Source organism: Micromonospora sp. NPDC023966 (genome assembly GCF_040639095.1).
Lineage (GTDB): Bacteria > Actinomycetota > Actinomycetes > Mycobacteriales > Micromonosporaceae > Micromonospora.
The window spans coordinates 47,439-62,415 of sequence record NZ_JBEZZJ010000040.1 but is presented as its reverse complement, the minus strand read 5'-3'; the positions used below and the strand labels follow the sequence as shown (position 1 = coordinate 62,415).

The window sequence follows — 14,977 nt, the reverse complement described above, 5'->3', positions numbered from 1 at the left end:
CGCCCACCCACCCCCCCCCCCGCGCGCCCTCCCCGCGGTCCCCGCCCCGGGCTTTTCTTACACGCCGCGGCCCCCCCCCCGGGGGGGGGGGGCCGCTCGACGTTCAGGGCATGGAAAAGACCGAAGCCCCCTCCCGGAGGAGGGGGCTTCGGTCACCTGGGGTGACTGATGGGAATTGAACCCACGACAACCGGGACCACAACCCGGTGCTCTGCCAACTGAGCTACAGCCACCATGCTCTCCGCGCCGGTCGACCCGGGCGGGGCGCGGACTAATAATAGCCACACCCCTGCCGACCCCGTCCACCGGGTTCCGGCCGGACCGCCGGGCAGGGCTCAGAGCTGGGCGGCGATCGCCTTGGCGCTCTCCACGTCCGGGCCGGGCAGCGGCACGAAGACGGTCCGCCGGTAGTACTCCAGCTCGCGGATGCTCTCCCGGATGTCGGCCAGCGCCCGGTGGGCCAGCCCCTTCTGCGGCTGCCCGAAGTACACCCGCGGGTACCAGCGCCGGCAGAGTTCCTTGATCGAGGAGACGTCGATCATCCGGTAGTGCAGGTGCGCGTCGAGCCGGGGCATGTCGCGGGCGATGAAGCCGCGGTCGGTGGCGATCGAGTTGCCGCAGAGCGGCGCGGTCCGCGGGTCCTTCACGTGGCTGGCGACATAGTCGAGCACCATGTCCTCGGCCTCGGCCAAAGTGACCGTGGAGCGGCGGACCTCCTCGGTGAGGCCGGACTTGCCGTGCATGGTGCGCACAATCTCCGGCATCGCCTCCAGCGCCGCCTCGTCGGCGTGGATGACCACGTCGACGCCCTCACCGAGCACGTTGAGGTCGGGGTCGGTGACGAGCGCGGCGACCTCGATCAGCGCATCCCGCCCGAGGTCCAACCCGGTCATCTCACAGTCGATCCAGACCAGAAGATCAGCCACCGCAACAGACTACGCGCCGCCGACCCGCCCGCGCCTGAAGCACCCTCGCCGAGTGGACCGCTAGGGTTTCCCCGTGCCAGCCGAACCCGTCGCACCTCCCGCCGTCACCGAGGACGATCCGGGCGGGCGCACGGCCCGTCGGCTGGTCACGGTGCTGGCGCTCACGGCGGTGCTGCCGGCGCTCTACCTGCCCGGCCTGGTGCACGACTTCTTCGACCTCAAGATCTACATGCGGGCGATGGACTGGTGGGCGGCCGGCAATCCGCTCTACGACTACGTCCAGCCGGACCGGGTGCAGGGCGCGCTCTACTTCACCTATCCCCCGTTCGCCGCGCTGCTGCTGCGGCCGTTCGCGCTGCTGCCGCTCGGCGCCACCATCGCGATCTTCACGGTGCTGACCGTGGTCGGCGTGGTGGTCACCACCCGCTGGCTGGTGCTGCCCCTGGTCCGGCGGCACGACCTGCCGAGGCTGTTCACCGTCACGGTCGCCGTGCTGCTGGTCCTCGCGGTGGAGAGCACCCGGGAGACAATCACCTTCGGGCAGATCAACATGCTGCTGGTGGTGCTGATCCTGAGCGACCTGCTGTTCGCCGTACCCCAGGGGCGGCGCTGGGCCGGCGTGGGCGTGGGGCTGGCCACGGCGCTCAAGCTCTTCCCCGGCATCTTCGTGCTCTACCTGCTGGCCACCCGGCGGTGGCGGGCGGCGGCGGTGGCCGCGGTGACTGCGACGCTGGCCACGCTGTTCGCGGCGGCGCTCGCGCCCCGCGACTCGTGGCGGTTCTGGACCCACGAGCTGTGGGCGACCGACCGGGTGGGCCGGACCGACTACACCGGCAACCAGTCGCTGTTCGGCCTGCTCAGCCGGATCACCGCGCCCGACAAGCCCAGCCAGCTTCCCTGGTTGCTGCTGGCGCTGCTGGTGGCCGGGTACGGGCTGTGGCGGGCCGCCCGGGCGGCGCGGGCCGGGGACGCGCTGGCCGGCCTCACCCTGACCGGCCTGGTCGGTGGCCTGGTCAGCCCGATCACCTGGACCCACCACCTGTACTGGTTCATCCCGGCGATGGTGGTGCTGGTCGACGCGGCACTGGACGCCGACCGGGACACGGTGGCGACTGCCCGCCGGCGGCGCTGGCTGCTCGTCCTCGCCGTCGGCACCGGCTTCGTGATCGTCTACGGGGTGGTCACCTTCCAGGACTGGGGAGTCGCCCCGGCGCGCACCGACAACCCCGCCGAGTTCGTCACCCGCAACGCGTACGTGCTGCTCAGCCTGCTACTGCTGGCCCTGCTGCCGACCCGCCGGCAGGCGCCGGAGCGAGCCGGGGTCGCGGCCGAGAACGTGCACTAACTGGACAGACCTCGCGACAAGCGGCGTTCGGCGCTAATCTGGTCCCAACTACCTCAGGTTTCTCCCAGGTAGCACCGATCCCCCGGTGACGGTGGCCCTCCGCGTCGGCAGCGCGGAGGGCCACCCGCCGTACGGGGCCGGTGTCACTCGTCGACCGGTGTGGCCGGCCGGACCGGTCGGGGCGCCTCCGCGGTGGTCACCGGGGGCCACGGCCAGTCCGGGTCGACCGGCAGGTCGGCCAGGCTCTCCGGCCGGTGACTCGGCACCGGGCCGATCGCGGCGCGGGACCGCTCAGCCGGCGCCGACCCGACGCAGACCAGTTGCCGGTCGGGCAGGGTGGCCGGCTCCGACCGCTGGCCCAGCCCGCTGAGCGAGCTGACCCCGAGCCGGCCGGCCAGCACTGGAACCTGGTCGGGCTCGACGACGAAGACCACCTCGCGTGGGCGGGCCGGGCGCAGCAGCAGGACCACGGCGAGGACCACCAGCAGCGCCCCGCCGGCCAGCAGCGCCCAGGCCACCCCGGGGAACCAGCCGGCGCGCAGTTCGGCGCGCAGGTCCAGGGCCAGGTCGGGTCGTCCGTCCGGTCGCATCACCACCAGGCTCAGCGACCGGTCGGCCAGCTCGGCCGGGCTCCACTCCAGGACGCCGATCCCCTCGCGTACCCAGAAGTCCTGGCCGAGCGGGACGGCGGCGGCGGTGCCGGCGGTGGCCGGATCGAGGCGGACCGGCAATGGCCCGCGGGCCAGCGCGACCCGGCGCACGGTGGCGTGCGGGACGTCGGCCAGCCACCGTTGCACCTGGTCGGTCGGGGCGAGACCGAGGAAGGCCGGGCCGTCTGCGGTCCGGGCGGTGAGCCGCAGCCGGGCCTGCCCGGTCCGGGCGACCGGCGCCTCGGCGCGGAGCAGGGCGTCCACGTCGGTCACCACGACCGCCCGGGCGGGGGTGCGGACCGTCTCGAAGCGGGCGCCGAAGCCGCCGTCCGGGTCGGCGTGCCGGGCGGCGAGCCAGAGCCCGGCGCCCGCCAGCAGGGCCGGAATCCCCACGGTCAACAGCAGCATGCCGGCGATCGTGCGCACGAAACGCATTCGCGTCGTCCCCCTCGGTAGCGAAGTACCCGGCCGACCTTACCGACGCCGACCGGGCAATCGCCGGATATCCACGGCAAGCACCCGATGGACCGCGGAAAGGCCGCCGGCCCGCCGGAAGATCCGACGGGCCGGCGGGGTCGGCGCGGGTCAGGGCTTCGCGGCGGGCTCCCGGCGGGTACGTAGGAAGGCCAGGCCGCCGAGGATCAGGCCGGCCAGGCCGGCGACCAGACCGGCCACGCCGAACGCGGTGGCCGCGCCGGTGTCGGCGTCGTCGTCAACGTCGTCGTCGGCCGCGGCCGGGGCCGGGGCCGGGGCGCTCGCGACCGGCGAGGCGGACGCCGAGGCGGCGGTCAGGGTGAGCACCGGGGCCGGGTTCTCCGGCTCCTCCGCCCCCGGCGTGGGCTCCTCGATCCAGCGGGAGACGTTGCCGTCCGAGTAGGTCTGGAGCACCTTGAACACCATCCGGTCGGCCTGCGGCAGCGGGCCCATCGACACCGCGAACTCCTGGAACTCGCCCGGCTTGACCCCGCCGTTCGGGGCGGCCGTCCAGGTGAGCTTGGAGACGGCCTCGGTGAGCTGGCTGCCGTGCACCTCGATCGGCGGGTCGACCTTGCGCTTCTCCATGCTCACCGTCCAGCCGGGCACCGGCATGGTGGAGACCGAGCCGACCGGAGCGTTCTCCGGCAGGTTCACCTCCACCTTGGTGGTCGACGCCGTGTCGCTCTCGTTCGGCACCCGGAAGGCGAAGCGGCCGTAGCTGCCCTGCGTGGCCTCCTGCGGGTTGACGGTGACGTGCGCCGAGGCCGGCCCGGCCAGACCGAGTACGGCCGTGGCCACGGCGGCGAGGGTGAGCGCGGCGGCGGTTGCCGGACGCCGGAGACGGATCATCTGGGCGAGCCTTCCGTTACTTGACGGACACGGTGGCGGTCACCGTGGCCTGGTCGATGTCGGACGTGCGGACGGTGAAGCGGAGCTGCCACTGCCCCGCCGCCGGGAGGTTGATCTCGCCGAAGGCGTGGTTGTCGGTCAGCGGCAGCAGCGGAATCGTGATCGGCTCGATGCCCGCCGACGGCAGCGCGGCGGTGGCCTTCCACTCCTGCACCGGCTGGGGCCGGTTGTCCTTCGTGTACGCGTAGAGGTGCAGCGAGTTGCTGCCCGTCTCGGCCGGGTCCACCTCGACCTGGAGCGAGTAGATCGGGCTGCTCAGCGTCGCGGAGAAGTAGCCGGCCGGGCTGCCGGCCACATCGGCGGAGGCGGTCCGGGCCGGGGTGGTCTGCACCAGCGTCGCCGAGAGGCCGAGCACCACGGCGGTGATCGCCAGCTCGGCCACCACCGCCCGCCGCATCGCCCCGGGGCGGCCCGCGGCGGTGCGCCGCCGGACCAGCGCCCGCGAGTAGGCGGCCACCCCGATCACCAGCGCGAACAGCACGATCTTGGCGAGCAGCAGCTGCCCGTACGTGGTGTCGACCAGCGCCTTCGGGGTGGCCACCTCGATCAGCCCCTGCACGGTGCCGGCGAGCAGCAGCGCGGCCACCGCCAGCGTCGCCCACCGGGACCAGATCGGCAGGATCGCGTCCAGTTCCCGCTCGTCGGCCCGGCGCAGCAGGAAGACCGCGAGCATCACCAGGCCGCCCAGCCAGACGGCCATGCTGCCCAGGTGCACGGCGTCCACCACCACCGACACCGCGGGCGCGGGCGAGGCGGCCGGGTGGCCGGCGAAGGGCCAGGTGAACAGCGCCGCCCCGCCGAGGATGGCCAGGATGAGACCGTCGGTGCGGCCGACCGGCCCGGCGAAGAGCGGGCGGAGCAGGAACGCCGCCGCGGCGAGCAGGCCGAGCCGGACCAGGTGCGCGGTGCCGTACGCGCTACCCAGCACGTCGCCGAGGCCGGAGCCGGTGCCGTCGAACAGGCCCCCACCGTTGGTGTAGGGCACCTGGAGCCACAGCTCGGCGAGGGTGGCCACGGCCAGCAGGCCCAGCCCCGACCAGGCCAGCCGGGCGGGGCCGCGCCGGGACAGCCGGCGCGGCCAGAGCGCGGCCAGCACCAGGGCCGGGCCGACGAGCAGCAGCAACCCGACGTAGCCGAGGTACTTGACCACCTTGACCGCGTTCTCCACCACCGGGTTCGCCCGGGTGTCCGTGCCGGTGTCGGACGGCGGGGTGGAGGGCGCGCCGACCGAGTAGGTGAACGCCCCGGAGACCGGGTGGCTGTCCGCCGAGATCACCCGGTAGCTGACCAGGTAGGTGCCGCGCGCGCCGGACGGATCGACCGGGATGCTGACCACGGCGCCCTTGAAGGTGGGCTCGCCCCGGTCGGCCCGGGAGCCGTCGGGCGCGATCACCCGGACCTTGTCGGGGACCTTGCGGACCCCCTCGCTGAAGGTGATCACCACTTCGGCGGGCGCGCTGGGCACCACGGCCGAGGCGGCCGGGCTGCTGCTCACCAGCACCGCGTGGGCGCTGGCCGGCGTGGCCGGGGCCAGCAGCAGGGCGACGAGGGTGACCAGCAGTCCGGCGAGGGCCCCCAGGCGGGCGGCCGGGCGACGGTCGGCGACGGCCACGGGGCGGCGGCGTACGGCAGCAGTCATGACCATCATGCTTCCCGAACCGTGCGGTGTCCGGCGACCCGGCCTCATCCGCGTCCCGGCGCCGGCGCCGCGGGCAGCCGGCGCTCCGCCTCCCCGTCCAGCCGCGCGGAGAGCGCCACCCGTACGTCGTCGCACGTCATGCCGGGGTAGTCGGCGGGCGGGCGGGAAAAGTTCCCGGCGTGGGCGGGACCACGCCACGGAATGGGCCGAAGGACCCTGTCCGGCACAGGTAGGCCGCGTAACCTCGTCTGTCGTGATCCCCGTCCCGCGCGACACCTTCGCCGGCCGCCCCGCGGCGGCGGCGCGCGAGGCTGCGCGGGACGCCGCGACCGACTGGGCCCTGGCCGCCCGGGACGGCGATCCGGTCGCCCAGGCCGCCTTCGTCCGGGCCACCCAGGCCGAGGTGTGGCGCTTCGCCGCCGCCCTGGTCGACCCGGACAGCGCGGACGACCTGACCCAGGAGACGTACCTGCGGGCGTTCCGGGCGCTCCCGGGCTTCGAGGGGCGGTCCACCGCCCGGACCTGGCTGCTCGGCATCGCCCGGCGGGCCTGCGCCGACCACCTGCGTACCGTGGTCCGCCGCCGGCGGCTGGACGAGCGGCTCGCCGCGCACGCGGCCACCGACCGGCCGTACCCGGACCCGGCCGGCCAGCTCGGCGCCAGCGACCTGGTCCGCCGGCTCCCCGCCGAACGGCGCTCCGCGTTCGTGCTCACCCAGCTGCTCGGCCTGTCGTACGCCGAGGCCGCCGCGGTGGAGGGGGTGCCGGTGGGCACCATCCGCTCCCGCGTCGCTCGGGCCCGCGACGAGCTGGTCGAGGCCGCCGGCGACGCGATGACCGGCTGACCGTGGAACTTTCCTCGGATCCGAGACGACAAATGACCGTGACCGCACCCCGCACCCGGGCCGCCCGCCGGTCCGCCGTCCGGCCCTGGCTCGGCATCGCGGCCCGCCTCGGCCTGGCCGCCGTCTGGTTGCTCGCCGGCGCCGCGAAGGTCGACGACCTGGCCGCCTCCGGCCGGGCGGTCAACGCCTACCAGGTGATGCCGTACGACCTCGCCACGGTGATCGGCGCCGCGCTGCCCTTCGTCGAGCTGGCGCTCGGCGTGCTCCTGCTCGTCGGGCTCGCCACCCGGCTGGCCGCCGGCGTCTCCGCGGCGCTGCTGGTGGTCTTCGTCACCGGCATCGCCTCGGCCTGGTCCCGCGGTCTGGCCATCGACTGCGGTTGCTTCGGCAGCGGCGGCCAGCTCGCCGCCGGCCAGGCCCCGAGCTACCTCCCGGAGATCCTCCGGGACCTGGGATTCCTGCTACTGGCCGGGTTCCTGCTGATCTGGCCCCGCACCCCGTTCTCGGTGGACGGCTGGCTGGCGGGCGACACCGTGGAGGTCGAGGATGAGTAGTCGCAAGGGGCGGAAGGACGCTGCCCAGGTGGTCCGCGCCCAGCTCGCCCGGGAGAAGCGGCGCACCCGCACGATCTGGACCTCCGTCGCCGCGGTGGCGGTGCTGCTGATCGCCGGGCTGATCGGCTGGTCGGTCTACCGCAGCCAGAAGTCGGAGACCTTCACCACCCCGCCCGGCGCCAATCCGCCCGGCACCGGCATCGTCCTCGGCGACGGGCCGGTCACGATCGACCTCTACGAGGACTACCTCTGCCCGGTCTGCAAGAACTTCCAGGAGACCAGCGGCCCGACCATCAACCAGTTGATCAGCGACGAGAAGGTCCGCGTGATCTTCCACCCGGTGGCCTTCCTCAACCGCTTCTCCACCACGGAATACTCCACCCGTTCCTCGGCCGCCGCCGGCTGCGCCGCCCAGGGCGGCAAGTTCAAGGAGTTCACCGACCAGCTCTTCGCCCGGCAGCCGGCCGAGGGCAGCGCCGGGCTCAGCGACGACGAGCTGATCGACATCGGCGCCGGCGTCGGGCTGAACCGGAATGACTTCGGCTCCTGCGTCAAGGACGGCAAGTACAAGGGGTGGACCGAGCACGTTACCGACGACGCCAGCAAGTCCGGCGTGACCGGCACCCCGACCATCCGGGTCAACGGCCAGAATGTCGAGGACCGCAGCCCGGAGGGGATCAGGGCGGCCGTGGAGGCGGCCGGCAAGTGATCCCCGCACCGCTGCGGCGGGCCGGGCTGGTGCTCACCGCCGCGCTCGCCGCCCTGCTCGCCCTCGCCACCCCGGCCGCCGCGCACGGCGCGGACGCCCCCGACGGCACCGACTACCGGGCCGAGGTCACCGGGGTCGCCCCGGACCGACCCGGGCTCACCGCACGGATGGTCGAGGCCGGCGCGCGGCTGGAGCTGACCAATCGCACCGGCGCCGACGTCGAGGTGCTCGGCTACTCCGGGGAGCCGTACCTGCGGATCGGGCCCGGCGGGGTGTACGAGAACAGCCGCTCCCCCGCCACCTACCTGAACCGCACCCTCGCCGGGGACACCCAGCTCCCGCCGGAGGCCGACCCGGCGGCCGCGCCGGTGTGGCGGCGGATCTCCGACGGGCCGACGGCCCGCTGGCACGACCAGCGCACGCTCTGGCTGGAGTCGGCCCCGCCGGCGCAGGTGGCCGCCGATCCGGGCCGCGAGCAGCGGGTCCGCGGCTGGGTGGTGCCGCTGCGCGCCGGCACCGGAACGGTCGAGGTGCGCGGCACCCTCGACTGGGTGCCGCCGCCGGACGCGTACCCGTGGTGGGTGGCGGCCACCCTCGGTTTCCTGCTGATCGGCGCGGCCGGGCTGGTCCCGGCCGGCACCGCCACCGGCGTCCGCGCGCTGCGCGGGGTGGGCGCGCTGCTCGCCCTGGGCGGGGCGGCGACCGTGGCGTTGACCGTGGGCAAGGCCCTGGACACCGGCGCCGCCGGAGCCGGCGGGGTGCTGCTCGAACTGCTCACCGGGCAGATGTGGACGCTGCTCACCGGGCTCGGCGCGCTCGCCGCCGGCGGGTACGCGCTGGCCCGCCGCCCGGCCGCCGACTTCGCGCTGGCCCTGGCCGGCGCGTGCCTGACCCTGTTCGCCGGCGTGTCGAACCTGGCCGTCCTGTCCCGCTCGGTGGCCCCGGTCGCCGGGCCGCCCATCCTCGCCCGGGTCCTGGTCACGCTGGCCCTCGCCACCGGAGCCGGCGCCGTCGCCGCGGGGCTGCTCCGCCTGCGCACCGCCGCCCACGCCGCCCACGCCGCCCGCCCCACCCCGGCCGCCCCGCGCTCGCCGATCTTGTAGTTGTGGCCCCCGATCCGCGGCTGTCGTCCCGGTCCACGAGGGCCGGAAGTGCAGGATCGCGGGGTCAGGAGCGGCGGGGGGCGAAGCCGTAGGGAAGTTCGAGGCGGTGTCGGGCCAGCAGTGCCTCGTCGGAGAGCAGGTCCAGGGTGGGGGCGTCGGCGGCGATGCGGCCGGCGTCCAGGATCACCGCCCGGTCGCAGAGCTCCACCGCGTACGGCAGGTCGTGGGTGACCATGAGCAGGGTCACCGGGAGGCCCCGCAGGATCTCCGCCAGCTCCCGGCGGGCGGCCGGGTCGAGGTTGGACGACGGCTCGTCCAGCACCAGGATCTCCGGACGCATGGCGAGCACGGTGGCCACCGCCACCCGGCGGCGCTGCCCGAAGGAGAGGTGGTGCGGCGCCCGGTCCCGGTGCTCGCTCATCCCCACCGCGGCGAGCGCCTCGTCCACCCGGGCGGCCAGTTCCGCCCCGCGCAGCCCCAGGTTGGCCGGCCCGAACGCGACGTCCTCGGCGACCGTGGGCAGGAAGAGCTGGTCGTCCGGGTCCTGGAAGACGATGCCCACCCGGCGGCGGATCTCGGCGAGGGTGTCCCGGTCCCGGCTCACCGTCAGGCCGCCCACGCTCACCGTGCCCTCGGTGGGGGTGAGGATGCCGTTGAGGTGCAGCACCAGGGTGGTCTTGCCGGCGCCGTTCGGCCCGAGCAGCGCCACCCGGTCGCCGCGCGGCACGGTCAGGTCCACCCCGTGCAGGGCGACGTGACCGTCCGGGTACGCGTACCGGACGCCGCGGACGTCCAGGGAGGGCGGCTGCTGCACGTACCCGATCATGTCAGCACGAGCGCGACGGCGGCGATGGTGGCCGCGATCGCCGGCACGGTGGCGGCGGCCGCCCACTGGCCGGCGGTGGCCGCGCCCGCGCCCTGCCAGACCGCCGGCATCCGGCCGGTGTAGCCGCGGGAGACCATGGCCAGGTAGACCCGCTCGCCACGCTCGAAGGCGCGCAAAAAGAGCGCGCCGACCCCGGCGGCGAAACCGCGGAGCTGCCAGAGGAAGCGCGGGTCGTCGCCCCGGGACACCCGGGCCACCCGCATCCGCCGGGCCTCCCCCACCAGCACGTCCAGGTAGCGCAGCATGAAAGTGGCGATCTGGGTGAGGACCTGCGGGCAGCGCAGCCGGTCCAGGCCGACGATCAGGTCACGCGTCGTCGTGGTCGCCGCCAGCAGGAGCGACGCGAGTACGCCGAGCGTGCCCTTCGCCAGGATGTTCCACGCGCCGTGCAGCCCGTCGACGGAGAGGCTCAGCCCGGCCACCTCGACCCGCTCCCCCGCGCCGAGGAACGGCAGCGCGACCGCGAACAGCACGAACGGCAACTCGATCAGCGCCCGGGCGAGCAGCCAGCGCGGCCCCACCCGGGCCAGCCCCGCCACGGCGGCGACCAGCAGGGCGTACCCGCCGAAGGCCCAGTAGGCCTCCCGGGGCGTGGCGACCACCGCGAGGGTGAACAGCACCATCGCGGCGATCTTCACCTCCGGGGGGAGGCGATGCACCGGCGAGGACGACTCGCGGTACAGCACGTGCGCGTGGCCGGCGCCCATCCGCGGCTCAGCGGTTTCCGGCGGCGCGCGCCGCGCGCTCGTCGGCGGTCGGGTCACCCGTGGAGCCGGCCGGGCCGGCTGCCCGGTCGGTCGCCGGACCGCGGCGACGGGCCAGCCAGAACAGGCCGCCGCCGAGGGCGAAGGTGAGCAGCACGCCCAGCACGCCGGACAGGCCGGTGGAGAGGAAGCCGTTGCTCACCCCCCGGACGCCGTAGTCGGCGAGCGGGCTGTCGGCCAGCTCGTGGTCCTTCGCCTGCTGGGCCGGGCAGCTGCCGCCGGTGATCTCGTCATCGGCGTTCACCGTGCAGCCCTTGAGCAGCGACGAGTCGAGCCCGTCCGGGTGGGCCGAGGCGTAGTTGCTGACCACGCCGGCCAGCAGCAGGGCGACCAGCAGACCGCCGAGGACGAACGGCCAGGGACGCTTGCTCATCGGGCACCTCCGGCGACCGGGACGGCGGGAGCCGGCACGGCCGGCTTCAGGGCGCGCAGGGCGTACACCAGGTCGGGGCGGACCTTGGCGACGGTGACCACGGTGGTCGCGGTGATCAGGCCCTCGCCGATGCCGATCAGCAGGTGGACGCCGGCCATCGTGCCGGCCAGCCCGGTGAGGTTGCCGCCCAGGTCGGTGGTGCCGCCCAGCCAGTACTGGAGCACGAAGCCCTGGGACGCCACCACGACGCTGACCAGCGCGGACATGAAGGCGGTCACGGCGAGCCCGGTCGGGGTGCGCGGCAGCACCCGCAGCAGCAGCGCGATCAGCAGGTACGCCGCGGCGGTGCCCAGGAGCGCCATGTTGGTGATGTTGAGGCCGAGCATGGCCACCCCGCCGTCGCCGAAGACCAGCGCCTGCACGACCAGCACGACGGCAACGCAGAGCGCGCCGACCCACGGGCCGACCAGCATCGCGGCGAGGGCGCCACCGAGCAGGTGGCCGCTCACCCCGGCCGTGAAGATCGGGAAGTTGAGCATCTGCACGGCGAAGATGAACGCGGCCACCAGGCCGGCCATCGGGGCCAGCCGGTCGTCGAGGTCACGGCGGCCGCGCAGCACGCAGAAGGTGAGCACGGCCAGCGCGAGGGCCGCGAACACCGCCGCGACGGGACCGTCGATGATCCCGTTCGAGATGTGCATCGCCAGGGTTTCCACGGGCCGAGCCTATTTGCGTGAGGCCGTTGTTGCCAATCCCTTGCAACAAGCCATGGTGATCATCACCCGACGGCGCGTCGCCACCCGCGCCGAACCGGACGGCGGCGGTATCGTCAGCGCCATGACCGACCGCCTGAACCCCGGCGACCCCGCCCCCGAATTCACCCTTCCCACCGACACCGGCGGGACCCTGTCCCTGGCCGACCTGCGCGGCCGCAAGGTCATCCTGTACGCGTACCCGGCCGCCATGACGCCCGGCTGCACCAAGCAGGCGTGCGACTTCCGCGACTCGCTCGCCTCGCTCCAGGCCGCCGGCTTCGAGGTGGTCGGCATCTCCCCGGACAAGCCGGAGAAGCTGGCCAAGTTCCGCGACCGGGACGCCATCACCTTCCCGCTGGTGGGCGACACCGACAAGGCCGTGCTGACCGCGTACGGCGCGTTCGGCGAGAAGCAGATGTACGGCCGGACCGTCACCGGGGTGATCCGCTCGACCTTCGTCATCGACGAGGACGGGAAGATCGAACGGGCGCTCTACAACGTCAAGGCCACCGGCCACGTCGCCAAGCTGCGCCGCGACCTCGGCCTCGACTGACCTGTCGTAGGCCGCCGTTACCGTCGGCGCGTGCCTCGCTACAAATACTCGCCGGAGCGGCTGGCGGCAGCGGCGGCGCAGGCGCGCAGCGTCACCGAGGTGATGCGGCTGCTCGGGGTACGGGTGAGCGGCGGGTCGCACGCCCACATCAGCCGGCAGCTCAAGCGCTTCGGCGTCGACACCTCCCACTTCACCCGCACCGCGCACAACAAGGGGCAGCGCGATGTGCGGCGCACCACCTCATCGCAACTGCTGGTGCAACTGCCCGCCGGTTCGCGGCGCACTCCCGGCACCCGGCTGAAGTGGGCCCTTGGCGACATCGGCGTGCCCGAGCAGTGCGAGGAGTGTCGCGTCGGCCCGGTCTGGCGCGACCGGCCGCTGACCCTGCACGTCGACCACGTCAACGGCGACTTCCTCGACAAGCGGCCACCGAACCTGCGGATACTCTGCCCGAACTGCCACAGCCAGACCGACACCTTCGCCGGGCGCAACAAGAGCGGCGCCGGGCTCCCTCCCCCACCTGCACCGGACCCGGCAGCACCGGCTGCGGGGAAACGACTGGCGATGGACCGCTGAAGGGCCTGCTCCGCCAGGCGGAAACGGGAAGCCATCCGGCTGGCATCCGACGGCGGGTGGGCGATCAGCCACGGCACGGTGTCGAACATTTCTGCGGCGGGCCGGAGTGCAGACCGTCTCGGCGGGACGCTCTAGACTCAGCGGGTCGGCGGGAGTGGCGGAACGGCAGACGCGCAGGCCTTAGGAGCCTGTGTCCGAGAGGACGTGGGGGTTCGAAACCCCCCTCCCGCACCAGCAGCAGTGTCACATGGATCACGAACCCGGGCCCATGCCGTGGCGTCTCGCGCAGGATGGCTGGCGTGAACCTGCGCTTCGTCCTGGACCCCGACCTCACTCCTGAGCTGCGCGAGCAGATTATCGCCCTCTGGGTGGACGTGACCAACGCCGGCGGCGCGGTCGGCTTCGTCGCCCCGGTGACCGAGGCCGAGGTGCGACCCATGGCCGTGGCGACCTTCGCCGCGATCAGCGACGGGCCGGACCGGCTGCTGGTCGGCTACGAGGGGGACCGCCTCGTCGGCGTCCTGATCATCGCGGACAACCGGTTCCACCTGAAGACGCACTGGCGGGTGCTGAAGCGGGTCATGGTGCACCCGGACACGCAGGGGCGCGGCTACGGCGCGGCGCTGATGCGCGAGGCCGAGCGGATCGGCCGGGAACTGGGCGTGGCGGCGCTGCACGTGACCGTCCGGGACGGGCTGGGCCTGGGCGGGTTCTACGAGCGCCTCGGGTACCGCGAGGTCGGGCGCCTGCCCGGCGCGCTGCGGCTCGCCCCAGGCGACGACCGGGACGAGGTCTTCATGTGGCTCGACCTGGACCCCGCCACTGACTGACCCCCATCCCGCACGGGCCGCTCAGACTGCGAGCGGTCAGCCGCAGCCGGCGGGGGCCGGGGCGAGGGTGGCCGGCGGGGCGGCGGCCGCGTCCACCACGGCGGGCGTCCCGGGCGGCGCGGTGACCGTCGGCGTGGCCGAGGCGCTCGGCCGGGGGCTGGGCCGGGCGGACGGCGAGCGGCTGGGCGTGGCCGACCGGGCCGCGGTGTCGCCGTACATCCGGACCGTGCTGCGCTGGACCTGGCCGGGGAGCAGCCGGATGCCGGTGGCGGTGGCGCGGTGGCCGTACACGTCGGTGACCCGAATGGTGTACGGCCCGGGGCCGGCGCCGGAGTCGATGAGCCAGTAGTTGTAGTCCTGGCGGGCGGCGGCGCGCCACGATCCGCCCTGCCGCACCTCGACGGCGCGCAGCGGGTTGCCGTGGTCGCCGACCAGGACGGCGAACCACCACTGCGACGCGCCCTCCTTGACGCGGAAGGTGAGCGGGCCGGGTAACGGTGGGTTCACCACCGCCCGGTAGCTGACCTTCACCACCCCCTGCACCGGGTCGGCGATCCGGGCGAAGGCCTCGGCGGAGAGGTCGAGGTGGCCGGGTTCGCACTCCGGGCACCGATCCATGACGAGGACCCGGACGGTGCCCTTGGGGCCGGTGACATCGAGGTGGCCGCCGCAGGACGCGTCGGCCGCGTACTCGTCGGGGCCGAGGGCGACGTAGAGGCGGTTGGCGGGTGCGGTGGGCCGCGAGCAGTTTCCGCCGGCCCCCTTCGAGTCGTAGAAGGTCGCCCTTCCGGTGTGGACGGTGCCGCCGAGCGGCGGTGCGGCGAGCGCCCCGGCGGGCAGGGCGCGGGGCGGCGGGGCGGCGCAGGCGGGTGCGGCGCCGCCGCGTACCGCGAGGGTCACCCCGACCACGGCGGCGAGCGCGGCGAGGCCGCCGGCGGCGAGCCAGCGGCGCGGGCCGGTGGGGGCACGGCGGTGGCCGGCCCGGGTGGGCGTGTGTTCGCCCCCGGCGGGGGTCGGGCGGCTGGGGGCGCTGCCGTCGGTCACGGCGGTCGATGCTGCCGGACCGGCGGGGCACCGGACAAGC

General features: G+C 74.4%; 16 protein-coding genes, 2 tRNA genes and 1 pseudogene. 9 read left to right on the top strand and 10 right to left on the bottom strand.

Annotation, left to right across the window (positions count from 1 at the left end):
* Window positions 1-157: 157 nt before the first annotated feature.
* Window positions 158-233: transfer RNA gene (locus AB0F68_RS30930), tRNA-His, on the bottom strand.
* A 102-nt stretch (window positions 234-335) separates the two neighbouring features.
* Window positions 336-926 (bottom strand): oligoribonuclease, encoded by a 591-nt coding sequence (orn, locus tag AB0F68_RS30925; RefSeq protein WP_107076022.1) that lies wholly within the window; start codon window positions 924-926, stop codon window positions 336-338.
* 73 nt (window positions 927-999) lie between these two features.
* Here orn and AB0F68_RS30920 point away from each other — a divergent pair, with 73 nt between their 5' ends.
* The gene (locus AB0F68_RS30920; protein WP_357344628.1) at window positions 1,000-2,271 is read left to right on the top strand and encodes a glycosyltransferase 87 family protein; all 1,272 of its coding nucleotides are present in this window, start codon (window positions 1,000-1,002) and stop codon (window positions 2,269-2,271) included.
* Window positions 2,272-2,552: 281 nt separating this feature from the next.
* Here AB0F68_RS30920 and AB0F68_RS30915 read toward each other — a convergent pair.
* From AB0F68_RS30915 to AB0F68_RS30905, 3 genes and pseudogenes are all read right to left on the bottom strand, one after another.
* Window positions 2,553-2,840, bottom strand: a pseudogene (locus tag AB0F68_RS30915) (hypothetical protein); the annotation flags it as partial.
* A gap of 666 nt (window positions 2,841-3,506) precedes the next feature.
* On the bottom strand, window positions 3,507-4,247 hold the full coding sequence (locus AB0F68_RS30910) for a YcnI family protein (protein ID WP_357344626.1): 741 nt from the start codon (window positions 4,245-4,247) through the stop codon (window positions 3,507-3,509).
* Window positions 4,248-4,263: 16 nt separating this feature from the next.
* On the bottom strand, window positions 4,264-5,946 hold the full coding sequence (locus AB0F68_RS30905; RefSeq protein WP_357344624.1) for a copper resistance protein CopC: 1,683 nt from the start codon (window positions 5,944-5,946) through the stop codon (window positions 4,264-4,266).
* Window positions 5,947-6,199: 253 nt separating this feature from the next.
* On the opposite strand from AB0F68_RS30905, the gene AB0F68_RS30900 reads away from it, so the two are divergent.
* The 4 genes from AB0F68_RS30900 to AB0F68_RS30885 are packed head-to-tail and all read left to right on the top strand — an operon-like array spanning window position 6,200 to window position 9,156.
* Window positions 6,200-6,790: a sigma-70 family RNA polymerase sigma factor gene (locus AB0F68_RS30900; RefSeq protein WP_357344622.1), complete on the top strand. Its 591-nt coding sequence runs from the start codon at window positions 6,200-6,202 to the stop codon at window positions 6,788-6,790.
* A 32-nt stretch (window positions 6,791-6,822) separates the two neighbouring features.
* A complete protein-coding gene (locus AB0F68_RS30895; protein ID WP_357344620.1) occupies window positions 6,823-7,344 on the top strand; it encodes a MauE/DoxX family redox-associated membrane protein in 522 nt (173 codons plus the stop codon).
* Complete coding sequence (locus tag AB0F68_RS30890) at window positions 7,337-8,053, top strand: thioredoxin domain-containing protein (protein WP_357344618.1); 717 nt, start codon at window positions 7,337-7,339, stop codon at window positions 8,051-8,053. Before AB0F68_RS30895 ends, AB0F68_RS30890 begins: the two co-directional genes overlap by 8 nt.
* Window positions 8,050-9,156 carry a hypothetical protein gene (locus AB0F68_RS30885; RefSeq protein ID WP_357344616.1) on the top strand — a complete coding sequence of 369 codons (1,107 nt, stop codon included), beginning with the start codon at window positions 8,050-8,052 and terminating at the stop codon, window positions 9,154-9,156. Before AB0F68_RS30890 ends, AB0F68_RS30885 begins: the two co-directional genes overlap by 4 nt.
* Before the next feature lie 64 nt (window positions 9,157-9,220).
* Here the strand turns inward: AB0F68_RS30885 and AB0F68_RS30880 are convergent, their stop codons facing one another.
* From AB0F68_RS30880 to AB0F68_RS30865, 4 genes are read right to left on the bottom strand one after another with little or no spacing between them, the layout of a single operon-like run.
* The gene (locus AB0F68_RS30880) at window positions 9,221-9,982 is read right to left on the bottom strand and encodes an ABC transporter ATP-binding protein (protein ID WP_357344614.1); all 762 of its coding nucleotides are present in this window, start codon (window positions 9,980-9,982) and stop codon (window positions 9,221-9,223) included.
* Window positions 9,979-10,749: a cobalt ECF transporter T component CbiQ gene (cbiQ, locus tag AB0F68_RS30875; RefSeq protein WP_357344612.1), complete on the bottom strand. Its 771-nt coding sequence runs from the start codon at window positions 10,747-10,749 to the stop codon at window positions 9,979-9,981. The genes AB0F68_RS30880 and cbiQ overlap by 4 nt, the downstream gene beginning before the upstream one ends.
* A 7-nt stretch (window positions 10,750-10,756) precedes the next feature.
* Complete coding sequence (locus tag AB0F68_RS30870; protein WP_357344610.1) at window positions 10,757-11,179, bottom strand: PDGLE domain-containing protein; 423 nt, start codon at window positions 11,177-11,179, stop codon at window positions 10,757-10,759.
* A complete protein-coding gene (locus tag AB0F68_RS30865) occupies window positions 11,176-11,895 on the bottom strand; it encodes an energy-coupling factor ABC transporter permease (RefSeq protein ID WP_357344608.1) in 720 nt (239 codons plus the stop codon). Before AB0F68_RS30865 ends, AB0F68_RS30870 begins: the two co-directional genes overlap by 4 nt.
* Before the next feature lie 121 nt (window positions 11,896-12,016).
* On the opposite strand from AB0F68_RS30865, the gene bcp reads away from it, so the two are divergent.
* The 4 genes from bcp to AB0F68_RS30845 all read left to right on the top strand — a co-directional run bounded on the left by bcp (window position 12,017) and on the right by AB0F68_RS30845 (window position 13,893).
* A complete protein-coding gene (gene bcp, locus AB0F68_RS30860; RefSeq protein WP_357344606.1) occupies window positions 12,017-12,487 on the top strand; it encodes a thioredoxin-dependent thiol peroxidase in 471 nt (156 codons plus the stop codon).
* Window positions 12,488-12,517: 30 nt separating this feature from the next.
* A complete protein-coding gene (locus tag AB0F68_RS30855) occupies window positions 12,518-13,063 on the top strand; it encodes a hypothetical protein (RefSeq protein WP_357344604.1) in 546 nt (181 codons plus the stop codon).
* 148 nt (window positions 13,064-13,211) lie between these two features.
* Window positions 13,212-13,297 (top strand) — tRNA-Leu (locus AB0F68_RS30850).
* Window positions 13,298-13,353: 56 nt separating this feature from the next.
* A complete protein-coding gene (locus tag AB0F68_RS30845; RefSeq protein ID WP_357344602.1) occupies window positions 13,354-13,893 on the top strand; it encodes a GNAT family N-acetyltransferase in 540 nt (179 codons plus the stop codon).
* A 36-nt stretch (window positions 13,894-13,929) separates the two neighbouring features.
* On the opposite strand, the gene AB0F68_RS30840 is transcribed toward AB0F68_RS30845, so the two are convergent.
* Window positions 13,930-14,937 carry an expansin EXLX1 family cellulose-binding protein gene (locus tag AB0F68_RS30840; protein WP_357344600.1) on the bottom strand — a complete coding sequence of 336 codons (1,008 nt, stop codon included), beginning with the start codon at window positions 14,935-14,937 and terminating at the stop codon, window positions 13,930-13,932.
* Window positions 14,938-14,977 lie beyond the last annotated feature (40 nt).